This is a genomic window from Zunongwangia sp. HGR-M22 (assembly GCF_027594425.1).
Lineage (GTDB): Bacteria > Bacteroidota > Bacteroidia > Flavobacteriales > Flavobacteriaceae > Zunongwangia.
The window spans coordinates 2925016-2942605 of the sequence record NZ_CP115159.1; the positions used below are offsets into that span (position 1 = coordinate 2925016).

General features: G+C 33.8%; 18 protein-coding genes. 6 read left to right on the top strand and 12 right to left on the bottom strand.

Features of this window, described 5'->3' with window-relative positions:
- The first annotated feature begins 3 nt into the window (after positions 1-3).
- From PBT91_RS12645 to PBT91_RS12655, 3 genes are all read left to right on the top strand, one after another.
- Positions 4-1302, top strand: a complete 1299-nt coding sequence (locus tag PBT91_RS12645; RefSeq protein WP_270058832.1) for a DUF2254 domain-containing protein — start codon at positions 4-6, stop codon at positions 1300-1302.
- 105 nt (positions 1303-1407) lie between these two features.
- The gene (locus PBT91_RS12650) at positions 1408-3255 is read left to right on the top strand and encodes a sensor histidine kinase (protein WP_270058833.1); all 1848 of its coding nucleotides are present in this window, start codon (positions 1408-1410) and stop codon (positions 3253-3255) included.
- Entirely contained in the window at positions 3252-3878 is a 627-nt protein-coding gene (locus PBT91_RS12655) for a response regulator (protein WP_270058834.1), read from the top strand. Before PBT91_RS12650 ends, PBT91_RS12655 begins: the two co-directional genes overlap by 4 nt.
- Before the next feature lie 56 nt (positions 3879-3934).
- Here the strand turns inward: PBT91_RS12655 and ettA are convergent, their stop codons facing one another.
- The 3 genes from ettA to PBT91_RS12670 all read right to left on the bottom strand — a co-directional run bounded on the left by ettA (position 3935) and on the right by PBT91_RS12670 (position 6392).
- Entirely contained in the window at positions 3935-5626 is a 1692-nt protein-coding gene (ettA, locus tag PBT91_RS12660; protein ID WP_270058835.1) for an energy-dependent translational throttle protein EttA, read from the bottom strand.
- A 103-nt stretch (positions 5627-5729) separates the two neighbouring features.
- Positions 5730-6059 (bottom strand): DinB family protein, encoded by a 330-nt coding sequence (locus PBT91_RS12665; RefSeq protein WP_333474261.1) that lies wholly within the window; start codon positions 6057-6059, stop codon positions 5730-5732.
- A gap of 153 nt (positions 6060-6212) precedes the next feature.
- A complete protein-coding gene (locus PBT91_RS12670) occupies positions 6213-6392 on the bottom strand; it encodes a CAL67264 family membrane protein (RefSeq protein ID WP_270058836.1) in 180 nt (59 codons plus the stop codon).
- A 181-nt stretch (positions 6393-6573) separates the two neighbouring features.
- Between PBT91_RS12670 and PBT91_RS12675 the strand changes: the two genes are divergently transcribed.
- Positions 6574-8202 carry an acyl-CoA carboxylase subunit beta gene (locus PBT91_RS12675; RefSeq protein WP_270058837.1) on the top strand — a complete coding sequence of 543 codons (1629 nt, stop codon included), beginning with the start codon at positions 6574-6576 and terminating at the stop codon, positions 8200-8202.
- A 164-nt stretch (positions 8203-8366) separates the two neighbouring features.
- Positions 8367-10001 (top strand): M1 family metallopeptidase, encoded by a 1635-nt coding sequence (locus tag PBT91_RS12680; RefSeq protein ID WP_270058838.1) that lies wholly within the window; start codon positions 8367-8369, stop codon positions 9999-10001.
- Positions 10002-10042: 41 nt separating this feature from the next.
- Here PBT91_RS12680 and PBT91_RS17655 read toward each other — a convergent pair whose 3' ends face one another.
- From PBT91_RS17655 to PBT91_RS12685, 3 genes are all read right to left on the bottom strand, one after another.
- Entirely contained in the window at positions 10043-10144 is a 102-nt protein-coding gene (locus PBT91_RS17655) for a hypothetical protein (protein WP_443089624.1), read from the bottom strand.
- Between the two features lie 202 nt (positions 10145-10346).
- The gene (locus tag PBT91_RS17620) at positions 10347-10409 is read right to left on the bottom strand and encodes a hypothetical protein (RefSeq protein ID WP_333474262.1); all 63 of its coding nucleotides are present in this window, start codon (positions 10407-10409) and stop codon (positions 10347-10349) included.
- 95 nt (positions 10410-10504) lie between these two features.
- Complete coding sequence (locus PBT91_RS12685; RefSeq protein WP_270058839.1) at positions 10505-10729, bottom strand: hypothetical protein; 225 nt, start codon at positions 10727-10729, stop codon at positions 10505-10507.
- A 479-nt stretch (positions 10730-11208) separates the two neighbouring features.
- Between PBT91_RS12685 and PBT91_RS12690 the strand changes: the two genes are divergently transcribed.
- Complete coding sequence (locus PBT91_RS12690) at positions 11209-11517, top strand: antibiotic biosynthesis monooxygenase family protein (RefSeq protein ID WP_270058840.1); 309 nt, start codon at positions 11209-11211, stop codon at positions 11515-11517.
- A 173-nt stretch (positions 11518-11690) separates the two neighbouring features.
- Here PBT91_RS12690 and PBT91_RS12695 read toward each other — a convergent pair whose 3' ends face one another.
- The 6 genes from PBT91_RS12695 to holA all read right to left on the bottom strand — a co-directional run bounded on the left by PBT91_RS12695 (position 11691) and on the right by holA (position 17585).
- Positions 11691-12788 (bottom strand): AMP-binding protein, encoded by a 1098-nt coding sequence (locus PBT91_RS12695; RefSeq protein WP_270058841.1) that lies wholly within the window; start codon positions 12786-12788, stop codon positions 11691-11693.
- A 73-nt stretch (positions 12789-12861) separates the two neighbouring features.
- Entirely contained in the window at positions 12862-13857 is a 996-nt protein-coding gene (locus tag PBT91_RS12700; protein ID WP_270058842.1) for a CPBP family intramembrane glutamic endopeptidase, read from the bottom strand.
- Positions 13858-13865: 8 nt separating this feature from the next.
- Positions 13866-14900, bottom strand: coding sequence for an o-succinylbenzoate synthase (locus PBT91_RS12705; RefSeq protein WP_270058843.1), 1035 nt, complete (start codon positions 14898-14900; stop codon positions 13866-13868).
- Positions 14901-15584: a metal-dependent hydrolase gene (locus PBT91_RS12710; protein WP_270058844.1), complete on the bottom strand. Its 684-nt coding sequence runs from the start codon at positions 15582-15584 to the stop codon at positions 14901-14903.
- 93 nt (positions 15585-15677) lie between these two features.
- On the bottom strand, positions 15678-16580 hold the full coding sequence (gene menA, locus PBT91_RS12715) for a 1,4-dihydroxy-2-naphthoate octaprenyltransferase (protein WP_270058845.1): 903 nt from the start codon (positions 16578-16580) through the stop codon (positions 15678-15680).
- Positions 16581-17585: a DNA polymerase III subunit delta gene (gene holA / locus PBT91_RS12720; RefSeq protein WP_270058846.1), complete on the bottom strand. Its 1005-nt coding sequence runs from the start codon at positions 17583-17585 to the stop codon at positions 16581-16583.
- Between the last annotated feature and the right edge of the window lie 5 nt (positions 17586-17590).

Consider the following 17590-nt stretch of genomic DNA (forward strand, 5'->3'; position numbering starts at 1 on the left):
TCGATGAAGAAACTTTTTACACGACTACTCTCTTTTTTCAATTCTATAAGAAGTCAGATTGCATTTTATCCTACGTTATTTGCTCTTTCAGGATTTTTATTTTCGGCGCTTACGCTTTATCTAGAAAGCTTGGGAATTTCAGATTTTATAAGAGAAAACGTTCCCTCGATAATCGTCAATAATGGTGATACCGCATTAAGTGTGCTTGGCGCTATTATTACCGGGCTAATCTCTATGATGGTTTTTAGTTTCTCTATGGTTATGGTCCTGCTAAACCAGGCTTCCACTAATTACTCACCCAGGCTGCTTCCCGGTTTGATTTCAGATCGTAAACACCAAACAGTTTTGGGAGTATACCTCGCGACAATTCTTTACTGTATTTTTACTATGGTTGCCATAAATCCAGATGCTCCCCGAAAAGAATTACCTGGATTTTCGGTATTTTCAGGAATTGTATTTACAGTTTTCTGTATGGCTGCTTTTATCTATTTTATACACAACATCTCAAAAAGCATACAGGTAAATAATATATTAGACAACATCTATAATTTATCAAAAAACAGATTACATAGACTGCTAGAAAGTGAAGCAAAAGAATTTAAACAATTTCCAGACTCCACGAACTGGCATACCTACTGCGCAAAAAAGAGCGGTTATTTTCAAAATATCTCTATAACCAATCTTTTAAAACTTTGTGACGAGTTAGATACAAAATTGCATATTCTTCCTGTTAAAGGAATTTTTATTCTGAAAGATTATCCCATACTTCGCTCTGAACGTAAATTAGATGAAGAACAATTAGATGAAGTTTTAGCAAATTTCAATTTTGCCCGGGAAGAATTAGTGGCAGACAATTATGTTCTTGCTTTTAAACAACTTACAGAAATTATAGCTAAAGCCATGTCGCCTGGAATAAACGACCCAGGAACCGCGATAAATGCGATTGATTATTTAACTGAACTGCTAGGTCTAAGAATGCAGAAAAAGGACACGAGCGTTATAAGTCGAGAAAAAAAATGTTATTTAAAATTAAACACAGTAGATTTTAAAAGTTTACTTTATAATGTTTTAGCGACTATAAGAACATATTGTTCTCATGATCTAATCATTATCCAGAAGATTAGCTTAATGTTTGAATATTTATTAGAGCAAGAACAAAAAGAAGATTACTACAAAAAGCTTATAAGAGAAGAAGCCAAATTATTTTTTGATAGTGGAATACAAGCCGTAGAAAGTGATACCGATATTTCACTTATAAAAAGTCTTGCTGAAAAAATGAATATTAATCTAGATGAAGCGTAATTATCAAGATTTTTCAGTCCTAATAGCTAAAATACCTATCTATAGGTAGTTAATTTACAAACTATTTAGCTATTTTTAATTATCTCCAAACACTTGATAATTAAAGTGCTAAGAAATTTTCTGTATTTTCTAATTTTACTAATACCTTTTTTCACCTTTGCTTCTGGTGACGATACCCTTTATGTTAAAGGCTCATATCCCGGCCATATTGTAGATTTCTTGAAATCATACAAAAGTTGTGCTGAAATTTCTGAAGAAAAATTAATCAATGCTTTTAAAGATGGTGCATTTAAAAACATGCCTTCCAACCGGGTTGTCAATAAAGGATTTACAAAATGCCAGCACTATTTTGCACTTACTGTTAAAAATGATCAAAATCAAACAGAAGATTACTTTTGGAGCTATTATAACGACGGCGTAATTTTTAGCCTTTATGAGTATAAAGACGGGAAGTTACATCAAATAGGGAAAACATCGGCATCAAAAAGCCTTGCTAAAAGATCAATTCCTATACGATGTCTTTCTTTTCAGATAAAAATGAAACCTTTTGAAACAAAGACTTTAATTCTTAAAACCGAATTACAGGGACATGCCAATCTCTACTTTCCCACTGATTTTACGACTGCAAAGGATATTTATATTTACGAAACGAATCACGCTTTTTTATTGGGCCGCTATTTTGGTTACTTCATTTTCACAGCACTATTCAATCTACTTCTTTACATCATAATCCGAAGAAAATTATACGGATTTATGTTTGGCTACATTATAAGCATGATGGCTTTTAATTCGATAGAATACATGTATGACACCCATTTAGTACCAGACTTTTTACATTCTTTTTGGGTGCGCTTTCCGAAGATGTTTTTTGCGTTATTCGCTTCATTTTTTCATACTAAAGTATTTCAGTATTTCACTAATCAAAAAACAAACTTTCCTAAATGGTTTAAACTTTTAAAATATATAAACAATTTTATTCTTTTTATTTTATTACTATTCGTAACATCAAAAGTAATTTTACCAGAAAACAATGCAATTTTTGACCAATATCGATTAATTCTGCACATATGTTTCATTCTAAATCTAGGCGCTTTAGTTGTTAGTTTGATATATTCTATCGCAAAAGGAAATAAACAAGCAGTTTACTACATCTGCTGCAATATTTTGTTAATTCTGTCACTCATATTCTATATTACAAATTCTCTTCAACTGGGTGGTTCTACAATTTATATGGCTCCCGGAAATATTATTAATAGTGTATCTTTTGAAATTTTAAGCCTTACCATAGCCTTTTTACTGAATTATCGAAAGGAATTGAGAGCTATGAATCAAAAAATTATTCAGGCTAAAAGAAAAAGTGAGGAATTAAGTACCGCACTTATTGAAGTTCAGGAAAAAGAACGGAAAATCATTGCTAGAAATCTTCACGATGGATTAGGAAATACCATGAATGCCCTGCGATTACTATTAGAATCGAAATCTGATAACAAAAAACAAATTGATGGTGTATTTGATTTGGCTCAAATTCAATTTAAAAATTTAATTTTTCAGATCTCTCCTAAAAATATAGAACGTATCGGGCTTTTTAAAACCATCCAGCAGGATTTAAAACTATTGGAAAATACCAACATCGAAATAAATCTGACCATCCTTGGAAAAGATGATCGTATAGAAACTATAAAAGCCGTAAATATTTATAGAATTTTCCAGGAGCTAATATCTAATATCATAAAGCATGCTAAAGCAACTGTTATAGATATTGTTATAAATTGTGATGAGACTACCTGTAGCTTACAATTAGAAGATAATGGTGTTGGACTAAAAAATAATTTCACCAAAGGCATGGGTATTAAAAATATAAAATCCAGAGTTTCTTATCATCAGGGGATATTTCATATGGAAAATACGGAATCAGGCATGATAAGCATCGTCGAAATACCTATTGAAAAATGAAAAAAATTAATATAGTTCTAGTTGACGATCATTCGCTTTTCACTGAAGGAATTATGCAAATTTTAGATCCTTTCGAGGATTTACAGGTAATCGCAACTTTTAGAGATGGTGAAACGATGCTCCAATCGGATGAAATTCATAAAGCCGATGTTTTGCTATTAGATATTAATTTACCGGGAAACTCGGGTATTAGTATAGCTAAAAAAATGAAACCCTATTTTGGCTCGTTGAAGATTATTTGCCTCTCTATGCTTTTTGAAGAAAATATCAGAGAGAAATTAACGAAAATCGGCGTTGCGGGTTATTTACCAAAATTTGTAAATACTGAAGAGCTTATCGAAGCTATACGAAATGTAGGCAAAGGTGAAAAAGTCTTTTATGAAGAAAAGGTAAAAGCAGTTAGCAACATACAGGTTTGGACTACAGATTTTAAATTAACTAACCGAGAGCTTGAAATTTTACAGCTCATCAAAGAAGGTAAAACTACTAAAGAAATTGCTGATCTTCTTTTTCGAAGCCAATTTACAATAGAAACGCATCGTAAAAATATGATAAGAAAACTAAATCTTAAAAATTCAAGCGGGCTATTACATTTCGCCATGAAAAATTTAACGAGCGAATAATTAATAGGAACATTATCTAATTAAAAAAGGCTCCGATTTGGAGCCTTTTTCTATATTTATCTAGTAAGTTTTTTATACTTAATTCGTTTAGGCATAATATCACCACCAAGACGTTTTTTCTTGTTTTCCTCGTAGTCAGAGAAACTACCTTCAAAGAAATAAACTTGAGAATCTCCCTCAAAAGCAAGAATGTGTGTACAAACTCTATCTAAGAACCACCGGTCGTGAGAAATCACTACAGCACACCCCGCAAAATTCTCTAAACCTTCTTCTAAAGCTCTTAATGTATTTACATCAAGGTCGTTGGTAGGCTCATCTAGTAATAATACGTTACCTTCTTCTTTTAAGGTCATCGCCAAATGAAGGCGGTTACGTTCCCCACCAGAAAGTGCGCTTACCTTTTTATTTTGTTCACTTCCGCTGAAGTTGAAACGGCTTAAATAGGCTCTGGAATTCACCTGTCTTCCCCCCATCATAATTAACTCTTGCTCGTCGCTAAAGTTTTGCCAGATGGTTTTTTCAGTATCAATATCAGAGTGACTTTGGTCTACATAACTAATTTTAGCAGTTTCTCCAACCTCAAAAGAACCTTTATCGGGTTGCTCTTCACCCATTATCATTTTAAAAATAGTAGTTTTACCAGCACCGTTTGGACCAATAATTCCAACAATACCAGCTTGCGGTAAATTAAAATTAAGATCTTCGTAAAGTAATTTATCGCCAAAGGCTTTACTTACTCCCTTAGCATCGATCACATTGTTTCCTAATCTTGGACCATTTGGGATGTAAATTTCAAGTTTTTCATCCATCTGTTTTTGATCCTGACTAAGCAATTTATCGTAATTCTTAAGACGAGCCTTCTGTTTAGATTGGCGACCTTTAGGATTCATCTTAGACCATTCTAACTCTCGTTCTAAAGTTTTTTGGCGTTTGCTGGCTTGTTTTTGCTCTTGTGCTAAACGCTTAGATTTTTGGTCTAACCAAGAAGAATAATTTCCTTTCCATGGAATACCTTCTCCCCTATCTAACTCTAAAATCCATCCTGCAACATTATCCAAGAAATAACGGTCGTGAGTTACGGCTATTACAGTTCCTTTATATTGTGCTAAATGATGCTCTAACCAATGTACAGATTCGGCATCCAAATGGTTTGTAGGCTCATCTAGTAAAAGGACATCTGGTTCTTGCAATAAAAGACGACAAAGGGCCACACGCCTTCTTTCGCCACCAGATAGTACTGAAATTTTCTTATCAGCATCTGGAGTTCTTAAAGCGTCCATGGCAATATCTAACTTGGTATCTAATTCCCATGCATTACTGGCGTCTATTTTATCCTGAAGTTCTGCCTGCTTGTCCATAAGCTTCTGCATCTTATCTGCATCTTCATAAACTTCTGGCAAACCAAACATATCGTTTATTTTGTTATACTCATCGAGAATAGCTACTGTTTCAGCAACACCTTCTTTTACAACTTCAAGTACTGTTTTCTCTTCATCTAATTCTGGTTCCTGCTCTAAGTACCCAACACTGTATCCAGAAGAAAACACTACATCTCCCTGATAATTTGTGTCTCTGCCTGCAATAATTTTCATTAAAGTGGACTTCCCCGAACCGTTAAGACCAAGAATCCCGATTTTTGCTCCGTAGAAAAAACTCAGGTATATATTTTTTAACACTGGTGTATTCGCCGATTTGTAGGTTTTGGTAACCCCACTCATCGAGAATATCACTTTCTTATCGTCTGCCATGTAATTTTAAATTTTTTGGTTGAATCAATTTAATTTGAAATCGAGTTTCATTTCTATAGAAAAGAAATAAAATCGAGCAAAAATACAAATAAACGAATACAATTTATTTGTGATCTCCTAAAAGTCGAAGTAAAAGAATAAGTTGACCAGTATGATAGGCATTATGCTCTATTACTAAAAGTAGTTCTCTTAATAAAGAATGCTTTTCGCTATTTTTTACCGGCGCATCCAAATCGTTAGAATCGTCCTGAATATATTTCGACAATTGCTGTCTTTCATTAAAAAACTGCTCTTTTAGCTGCTGCCATTCCTGTTCACTTTCTGGTGCTTGTTTTTGGTCCCAGTAGCCTTCTGGCCATTTTGGTGTATTGTAATCATCTAAGATTAGATAATCCAGAATATCTTTTTGCGTATAGGTAATGTGATAAAATATTTCATAAAAAGAATATGGTAAGTCCTATATTCGTTTACCAAGATTTTCAAATGAAACTTTTTCTAAAACCTTATCAATAGGCATAAACGCCTCGCCACCCTTAAGATGTTTTACTAACTGCTCTCTCTCCATAAATCCTTTCAATTTTTAAAATCAAATTCGACCTTTAAGGGCATTAAACACCCATGAAATGGCAAAAAAACCAATTCCAACTACAGAAAAACCGATCGCATGATCTTTATATTTTAAAACACCCAGTAGTACAATTGCGGTGGCTATCAAAAAAATAATAAACGAAGCCCACGCAAAAATGGAGTTCTTATTTAATCCCATAAATTATTATTTCTTACAAATATCGCATATTTTGATTAGTAATTTAAAAATCAAATTGCCTGTATTTTGTATTTTAGCCAATATTGTGAAATTTTTTAAATTATTTTTGAAAAGATTTAAGCAAATCAAGATTAAAATTCATTTTTACTAACCATAAAATTGCTTCCAAAAAACTGTTTATATGGATATTAACTTCAATAAAAATGAAGATCATAATAAATTATTAGTTTCAGATTTAAACCACCATCTTAAGAGAGTACATCTGGGAGGTGGCGAGAAACGTATAGAAAAACATCATGCCAAAGGAAAAATGACCGCCAGAGAGCGAATCAATTTTTTATTGGATAATCCAGAAGCTGCTATAGAAATAGGTGCTTTTGCAGGCGATGGCATGTATAAAGAACATGGTGGCTGTCCTAGCGGCGGCGTCGTGGTAAAAATAGGCAAGGTTTCTGGCAAACAGTGTATAATTGTTGCAAATGATGCTACTGTAAAAGCAGGTGCCTGGTTTCCGATCACCGGAAAGAAAAATCTAAGAGCTCAGGAAATCGCTATTGAAAATAGACTACCTATTATCTACCTTGTAGATAGCGCCGGGGTTTATTTACCAATGCAGGACGAAATTTTCCCTGATAAAGAACACTTCGGAAGGATCTTTAGAAATAATGCTGTAATGAGTAGCATAGGAATCACTCAAATTGCAGCTGTGATGGGAAGCTGTGTAGCTGGTGGTGCTTATTTACCAATAATGAGTGATGAAGCTATTATTGTTGAGAAAACCGGAAGTATTTTTCTTGCGGGCAGTTATTTAGTAAAAGCAGCTATCGGCGAAACTATCGATAATGAAACTTTAGGAGGCGCAACAACGCATACAGAAATTAGTGGTGTTACCGATTATAAAGCCAAAGACGATAAGGACGCGCTCACCAAGATTCAAAATATTATGGATAAAATTGGCGATTTTGATACCGCTGGTTTTAACCGAAAAAAGGCAACTCAGCCTAAATTAGACCCGAAGGAAATCTTCGGAATTTTACCTAAAAAGCGCTCAGATCAATATGATATGACACAAATCATTGAGCGTTTAGTTGATGACTCTGAATTTGAAGAATATAAAAAAGGTTACGGTGAAACCATCATAACCGGATATGCAAGAATCGATGGATGGGCGGTTGGAATCGTAGCCAATCAGCGTAAGATTGTAAAAACCAAAAAAGGTGAAATGCAATTTGGTGGGGTGATCTATTCTGATTCTGCCGATAAAGCCACTCGTTTTATTGCTAATTGTAACCAGAAGAAAATCCCGTTAGTATTCATTCAGGATGTGACCGGATTTATGGTAGGTAGCAAAAGTGAACATGGCGGCATCATTAAAGATGGTGCAAAGATGGTGAATGCAGTAAGTAATTCCGTAGTGCCAAAATTCACCATTATTATTGGTAATTCTTACGGTGCCGGTAACTATGCGATGTGTGGTAAAGCTTACGACCCAAGATTGATTGTTGCCTGGCCAAGTGCCGAACTTGCCGTAATGGGCGGCACACAGGCCGCAAAGGTATTGGCCCAAATCGAAACCGCTTCTTTAGAGAAAAAAGGAGAAAAGGTAGATGCTGAAAAAGAGAAAAAGGTTTTTGAAGAAATTAAATCCAGATACGACGAGCAAACCTCAGCATATTATGCGGCAGCAAGATTATGGACAGATGCGGTTATTAACCCTATGGATACCCGCAAATGGATCTCGACCGGAATCGAAGCTGCGAATCACGCCCCAATTGAAAAAGATTTTAATTTAGGTGTAATTCAGACTTAATAATAGTTCTGTCATTTTATTTACATTAATATAAAAATTCAAAATTGTAATGTATGTTCCCAATTTTGAAGTGTAAAATTTACTTAAAATCAAGAATGGTTTGAAAATCTTCTTAACCTCAAATAACTAATTAGAAACCATATTGTTTAATTTAACCATCAGGAATGAAAAAAGTTTTTTCCACATTTTTATTTTCAATGCTTGCTTTTGCAGCTTCCTCACAAGTGCTAAGCAACAAAGAAAAATATACTGAAGCTGATACACTGCGCGGCTCTTTAAGAGCAGAACGTGCGTATGATGCTTTAAAATATCATCTAAAATTAAAGGTAGATCCTTCAGAAAAATTTATTGGTGGTAGTAACGTAATCACCTTTAAAACGGAACAAAAACTACCAACAATGCAAATCGATCTATTTGAAAATATGAATATCGATTCGATTGTTTTCCACGGAAAAAACCTTGAATACAACAGAAAATACAATGCTGTTTTTGTGGAATTTGAAGAAGCTTTGGATAAAAATACTACCGATTCTTTAGAATTTTTCTATTCTGGGCATCCAATTGTAGCTAAAAATGCCCCATGGGACGGTGGTTTTGTTTGGAGTGAAGACGAAGATGGAAATCCCTGGGTTGGTGTTGCTGTGCAGGGCACCGGTGCCAGTCTTTGGTATCCTAACAAAGATCACCAAAGCGATGAACCAGAAAGTGTTCAGTTAGATATTGCAGTGCCAAACGGACTAATGAATGTCTCTAACGGAAGAATGATCGGTAAAAAGGATTTAGGTAATGGTTATACCGAGTGGAGTTGGAAAACTGTGAATCCAATAAACAATTACGATGTGATGATTAACATCGCTAACTACGAGCATTTTTCAGATAAATTCCAAGACCTAACTCTAGATTATTATGTACTTCCTTACAATCTTGATAAGGCCAAAAAACAATTCAAAGAAGTTCAGAATATGATGGAATGCTTCTACAGTAAAATGGGACCTTATCCGTTTATAGAAGATGGCTATAAGTTGGTGGAAACTCCGTATTTAGGAATGGAACACCAGAGTGCAGTTGCTTACGGTAATAAATATATGAAAGGTTACCTGGGCAGAGATTTATCTGGAACCGGAATTGGTTTAAAATGGGATTATATCATAATTCACGAATCTGGACACGAATGGTATGGGAATAGTATCACCGCCAAGGACATCGCAGATATGTGGATTCACGAAGGATTTACTACTTATACTGAATCGATTTATACTGAATGCAGATGGGGAAAAGAAGCAGCTTTAAAATATATAAAAGGACAACGCGCTAATATTCAAAATAGAGCGACCATTATAGGAGATTACGGCGTGAATGCTGAAGGTTCTGGTGATATGTATTTTAAAGGATCTAATTTACTAAATACCATTAGAAGCATTTATGACGATGATAAGCTTTGGTGGAATACCTTTAGAGATTACACCGCAACTTACAGGCACAAAATAATTGAAACTCAAACGGTAGAAGATTTTTTCAACAAACCTATCAAAACCGATTTACAACCTGTTTTCGATCAATATTTAAGACATAGCAGAATTCCGGAGCTGCAATTCAAAAAAGACGGTAAAACTTTCGCTTATCGCTGGAGAGCAGATGTTGAAGGATTTAATATGCCAGTAGATGTTTTTATCGACGGAAAAGAAACTCGCCTGAAACCAACTTTAAAATGGAAAAAATTAGATAAAAAAGTTTCTAGCGAAGATGCTATAAAATTAAATGATTTAGAATTTTACGTGAATGTAAAGTTTGAATCATAAAACTTTTAATACTTAAAAATAAAGCCTGAAATTCGATAATTTCAGGCTTTATTTTTTTTAGATATTTGCTGTTTTATACCAAGAATAAAATATAATAATGTTCCGAAGACGCTAAAGAAAATTACTATAAGCAACCATATCACTTTATCATTTCCTTACAATATCAATTATTGCCAATAACGAAAATAAAAAAGCTTAAAGAGAAAAAACTAAGATGAGAATAATTTGCGGAGCTCCGATGGCAAGAATTTGATTCAAAATTGTCATTGATTGATTTGTTTAAAATAATTATTTTAAACAAATCAATCTGTTTCTTCCAGTTGAAAAATTTCATTCACAGAACATTCAAAAAATTTCAGAGAGCTTCAAAGCCAAAATTGTAGAAGGAGCGTATCTATTTTTTTCCATAGAATTTACCGTTTGCCGCGAAACACCCAGCAATTTCGCCAAATCCTCCTAAGTCATATTCTTTTTGGCGCGTTCAACCTTAATCGAATTCTTCATTAATTGAACTTTTTCATAAAGTAGAAAACACCAAAATACCATAGAAACATGGTAAGAAGTAACTGACTGGCATGGATATCGATTTCAAAACTTCCGTGAAATAAAATACTTACAAAAGGACTCACAACAACAAATAGGACTCCGTATAAAAAAGTAGCGGCAAAAGCAACCAATCTTAATTTCATACTACGTTCATCTTCTATTTTTTCTTTTGAAGGCGCCAATATTAAACAAGCAATTAGGATCAGATCAAAAAATATATTCTTTGCAATCTCTTTTTCTACGGAAATAATTTTTGTGACTGCAATTCCAAAAAAACTATTGAAATTGCTGATAATACATATCCAACTATTTTAAATTTATGCGAAAGTAATTTGAGATCTGTATTTTTCATTTGTAAAGAATTTAAGTCTAAATGACAAAAATATTTTACATTTCGATATAATCAAAAATTTTATAGTTTCGTCACACACTAAAGATTCTGGACTTGATTCCTGTGGCTTTCATAAAATAATAGCGAACATAAAGGATAACAGGTGTTTTTTTAGGGTTAAAATAGAACATATTTTGAACAGAATCTGTATTTTTACCTAGAATGATATAGATTTTCATTAAACTACCCAGGGCAATTCTTTGCAGTATTTTTTTAAAACTTTATCAAGCCACAGAGTATTTTTACATTCGATAATCTTATAAATAAATCATGAAAAAACCATATTATGTGATTGTTAGTTTCGAGATCGATCCTAAACAATTTTCAAATCTCATTGAATTAATAAAATCTTTTTTTGAAAAAGAAGTTAGTACATGTCCTGGTTTTATTTCTTCACGCATTCTTAGTAATGAAGACCAAAATAAGGTTGTAAATTACGCTACATGGGAGAGCAAAGAAAAATTTGAAAAATTTGCTAATGAAGTGGCTGCCACCTCGAAAATATCTCTTGAAATTGCCGAATTTAATCCTATAAGAGAAACTTTTTATGAATATGAATATTTAGCAAAGTCAGAGTAGTTTCTTAGGATTAAAGAACCGTACTTGCTACTTTTCGAAGGCTCGAAATTGGCATATTATTTTCTCAATATCCAAAATCGAAGCAGCCTAAAATTTCATTATTAAGTTTTGATTTTTAAATCAGCACATTTTCAAATTAATGAATTTTTAAATATTCAAAAGTAGTGAAAATTTTAACTCACCCTGCTTTTAAGTGTATTTTCACGATGAATTTTACCGCTGCTGGTTTCTTCAAATTTTTCAACAAAATAGATCTTTTTAGGATGCTCAAATCTTTCTAAAGATTTTAGATTATCTATTTTATCTTTCATTTCTGTGAGGTGTTCTTCTGAAAATGCAGCTTCAATAAATAGCACTAACTTGTTTCCTAATGAATCATCTGGGAGAGAGGTAATAAAAAAACGAGAATCTATAATTTTACCAAGTTTTTTCTCTATTTCTTCAGGATGTAATTTTACACCACCGCTATTGATTACGTTATCAATCCTACCTTTCCAATTGAATTTCTTATAAGTAACAATCTCAACAACATCATTTGTGATAATAACTTCGTCGGAGAGCTTAGGAGCTTTTATTACCAAACAATCCCGCTCGTCTTTACTAATATTGATATTAGGCAATACTTTAAAAGGGCGAGCTTGTTTTTTCTTTTTCGTAGGATTAATTCTACGAGCAGCAATATGGGTAATGGTTTCGGTCATTCCGTAGGTTTCGTAAACCTTAGTATTAACTTCTTTGACCATCTTTTGAAGTCTAAGCGACATTGCTCCTCCACCCACAATTAGTTTTCTAACCAAATGCAATCGCCCAACAGAGTTATCTAATTGGAACGGTATCATTGCACAGAAATCGTAGATTTTAAAAACCTGATCTAATGGCGTGGATGAAGGTGGTACCAAATCCAGTTGCCAACCACAAACTATAGCTCTAATAATCATCATTTTCCCTGCAATATAAGTTGCAGGAAGACAAAGTAAAGCTTTGGTATCTTCAGGAAGATCAAAATATTTTGCAGTAGCCATCGCCGAATTTGCCATATATTCTTTTTTAAGCTGAATAATTTTTGGCTTTCCTGTAGAACCTGAAGTTTTAACCTCAAGAAAATTGTGCGGTTTCAACCATTCTAATATGAAGTTTCCTACTTCTTCTTCAAAAGCTTCTCCTTCTTTTATGAAATGAAATGCAAGCTGGCGCAATTCTGCATTGCTATAGTGCTGTTTATTCAGCTTAAAATTAGGATGTGTCTCGGGAACCTTATAATAGTCTGCCATGTTATCAAAAATCAATAAATCCTGACTAGTCAAAGTTATTAAATTGCTACGATTATTTAAATTTAATTATTTTTTAGTAATCTTTTTCCATTTTTGACAAATCTTCAATATCACTTATTTCAGAAGTATGTGAAACGATAGGCTGCTGTACCTTACCAAATAGACGATTCCCCCAATTATTCCATTTGTATCTTTTTGCATAAATAAATAAAATAATAGGGTTTATAACTAATGCACCAATCCACACTTCCCAATCTGCGGTGGGATTAGATATATCCTTTAAAATAGATTCAGTATTAAAAGCAGTCCAATCTGCCGTGACTAAAAGCGAAGCTACCAAATTATTGGCTGCATGAAAACCTAAAGAAAGTTCTAGGCCCTCGTCCATCAATGTCATTATTCCTAGCATCAAGGCAGTACCAAAATAAGAAACCATCACCAAATCCCCCATCTGCGCTACCTCTGGATTTGCATAATGCATTGCTCCAAAAATAAACGAAGTAATCACTAATGGAATCCAACGATATTTTGTTTTTATACCAATTCCCTGCATCAAATAGCCTCTAAAGAAATATTCCTCAAAACTAGTTTGCAGAGGTACAAACACAATTGCAATAAGCGTTAAGATCAGAAAAGGAACCAAATTGAAATTAAAGACGTAATCATCCGGACTTACAAAGAAATAATCTACCAGAATCAATACTATATTTAAAATCGCTATTGTTGAAAATGAAAACCAAATTCGACTCCAATCAATTTTTTTTCTGCTTGTAGTTAAGTTCGTAATGCTATTTTTATGAATTCTTTTATATATTAAAAAAAGAAATAATAGAGATAATGCAAACCCGAGGAGCATTAAGAAAAAAGTAGTATTACTATTGAAAGACGACATCAAACTATTCTGATCTAGAAAAATAGCCATCATCTTTTCGTTATATCCATATTTGATAGATAGGGCAATAAAAAACGGAATTATTTGCAAACAACTCCAACCAAAAAATATTGCTAATGCACCAATTATATATCTTGCGCCGCTGCTTTTGCCTTTAAAGGCCTGCTCTATATACATTCGTTATTTTAAAATTTAAAATCCCAATTTTTTTCTGGATTATATCTTATTTCGCCTTCTTTTACCTCCAATGGACTTTCTATATTGTTGGTGTATAAACTTCCTGTTCCTAAGCCTTGTGGCATTCTTACCTTCTGTTCGTAGGTAAACTGTGAAATCGCATTTAGCCCAATATTACTTTCTAAAGCACTTGTATTCCACCAGCCAATATCTCTCTTTTCAGCCAGATCAATCCATTGCTGAGTCCCTTTAAAACCACCTATCAAACTCGGCTTAAATATCAAATATTGTGGTTGTATGGTTTGTAGCAGTTTCTCCTTTTTTGTTACGTCGAAAACACCTATTAGTTCTTCGTCTAAAGCAATTGGTAATGGCGTATCTTCACAAAGCTTCGCCATTTCTTCCCAATTTCCTTGCTTTATCGGCTGCTCAATACTGTGAAGCTCTAATTCGCTTAAATGCTTCAGTTTATCTAAAGCATTTGTAGGATCAAAAGCGCCGTTTGCATCCACACGTAGTTCTATTTCTTCTGCGGAATACTGCGAGCGAATATACTTCAGTAATTCTAACTCAGTTTCAAAATCGATAGCTCCAATTTTCATTTTTATACAATTGAAACCCGACTTCAATTTATCTTCAATTTGAGATTTCATGAAGTCTTTTTCTCCCATCCAGATAAGTCCGTTTATGGCAATCGCATCTTTGCCATTTGTAAATTTGGAAGGAAATAGCTCGAATTCATCTTTATTTTCTAGAGATTGGAATGCCATTTCTATCCCAAATTGAATACTTGGAAATTCGGTTAATTGTTCCCATAATTCATCTTTTCCTAAATCGATGTTTTTACAGGCCCATTTTAGTTTTTCTTCATAATCGGGACGGTCATCTATACTTAAACCACGTAATATTCCGCATTCACCATACCCAATATTATCTCCATTTTCAATTTTGATAAACCAGGTTTCTTTAACAGTAAGAACGCCCCGGGAAGTTCCACTGGGGCGTTTAAATTCTAAAATATGTTTTTTATATGTTGCTTGCATTTATACACTCATCTTTTCTCCAATTTCCATTAGAAGAAGTTCCTTTCCTTTATCGGCAAATTTCTTTTTAGATTCAGCATGATCTATTTCAATATACCCAAAAGTATCGTAATGGCATCCTAAAATGCGATCACATTCTATAAAATCACTTGCCACTATAGCCTCATCAATTCCCATAGTAAAATTGTCACCAATTGGCAGCACTGCTAAATCTAGTTTTGTAAAAAGCGGAATCAATTTCATATCCATACTTAATGCCGTATCTCCCGCGATATAAAGATTTTTTTCTCCCGTCTGAATTACAAAACCTCCTGGTAAACCACCTGATGCTCCATCAGGAAAAGTACTGCTATGCCAAGCCTGTACGTATTTTACTTTTCCGAAGTCAAAATTCCAACTACCGCCATGATTCATTGGATGCACATTGTATCCTTTATCTTCGTAATAAGAAGCGATTTCAGCATTACTTACAATTACAGCATCTGGATTATTCTTAGCAACAGTTTCAACATCAAGTACATGATCTTGGTGGGCGTGAGTAACTAGAATAAAATCTGCTTTAATTGCATCTATTTCTACTTTCCCCTTTGCATTTTCGTTACCCGATATAAAAGGATCGACAATCACATTAATATTTCCTATAGTAAGGCCAAGACAATTTTGACCGTAAAAAGTAAGTTCCATAATCAATTTATTTTTTTTTGAATTGATTCTAAAATACAAATTGAGTTAAAGAGAAGCCGAATTTAGAATTCTATAATTTTGTTAAACTTCCTTCTAAAATATTTGTCCTAAACCAAATAATATGGACATAGCGAAAGTACATAATGCCAATGTTTTTAATTCAGGATCTAGCAAAGCCGGAGATTCGTTTTGCATTACTCTTTTTAAATGAAGCACAAGTGGAATAAAAGTAACATAAAAAATAAGATCGTCCCAGCCCTCATAAAATAATGCTGAATAAATTACCATCAATAAAATAGCACCTAGAATTAAAAAATACTGATATATTTTCGCTGCTTTTTGGCCTAATTTTACCGCTAGCGTTATTTTCCCTGATTTTTCATCTGGAATACGATCTCGCATATTATTAAGATTAAGTACTCCCGCACTTAAAAGTCCGACTGCCGCAGCTGGCATTAGCACGGTCCATTCTAAATTATTAGCATACAGAAAAAAGGAGCCGAAAACTCCCACAATTCCGAAGAAAATAAACACGAATATATCGCCTAAACCTCGATATCCGTAAGCAGAATTACCAACGGTATATTTAATCGCAGCGACTATAGAAGCTACACCTAATCCTATAAAAATCAAGCTGTACAAAAAATTCTCTCTTCCAAAAGAAGCATAAATCAATAAAACAGCAAGTATAAATGTAAGAATGGAGGTTGCGATAATTCCATTTTTCATTTCTGCATGTGTAATCAAACCGCTTTGTATGGCTCGCTGAGGACCAACACGTTCGTCGTTATCTGTACCTTTTACTCCGTCGCCATAATCATTGGCAAAATTAGATAATACCTGAAGTCCTAAAGTTGTTGCAAGTGCTAACGAAAAAATACCTAAATTAAAATATCCCTGCTGGGCAGCAATTGCAGTTCCTACTAAAATACCCGAGAGTGATAAAGGCAAAGTTCGTAGTCGGGCAGCATTTACCCATGAATTTATTTTTTTCATTTAGCGCATTATTTTTACTAAAACTTCTTTTAAAAGATCTCCCGAGGATAAGTTTACTGCTCCCACACCTTTACTCTTTACATCTGCCTCTTGCAAAACACTTATGGCGTAGCTCACTTTTTTCATAGGATAATTTTTTGCTGCCACGGTATAATCATTTACAAAATAGGGATTCACTTTTAGTTGCTTTGCCACATTCATTTTAGATTTATCTGGCAATCCATGATATTGCAAAATTTGGGAGAAATAAGAGAACAATAGTGAAATTGTTACTACTAGAGGATTGTCCTTAGGATTTTGAGAAAAGTAATTTATGATGCGATGGGCTTTAATTTCGTCTTTAAGACCAACAGCTTTACGCAACTCAAAATTATTAAAATCTTTACTAATACCTATATTCTGCTCGATAAGCTCTGGAGTTACCTCGGTGCCTTTTTCGCAAACCAATTGTAATTTTTGTAACTCGTTATCGATTTTACCCAAATCTGTACCTAAAAATTCTACCAGCATTTGCGAAGCTTTAGGTGAAATTCCCAAGCCTCTAGATTTTAAATTCTTTACGATCCAATCTGAAACCTGATTTTCGTAAAGCTTTTTACTATCCAGTATTACGCCGCTTTTTTTGATGGTTTTATAGACCTTTTTTCGCTTATCTAGCGTTTTGTGTTTATAACATAACACTAAAACCGTGGTAGGTTGTGGGTTTTCAGCATAATCGCTCAATTTATCAATCGTTCGTGATAAATCTTGAGCTTCTTTTACGATCACTACCTGGCGTTCTGCCATCATAGGATAACGCTTGGCATTCCCTACAATTTCATCGGGATTAGTGTCCCTACCGTACATGATAATTTGGTTGAATCCTTTTTCATCTTCCCGCAGCAAGTTATCTTCAATATAATCGGCAACCTTATCAACAAAATAAGGCTCATCCCCCATCAAAAGATAAATGGGAGCAATCTTTCCATTTTTAATATCGGTAACAATCTGTTTTGCGTCGTCCATGCAGA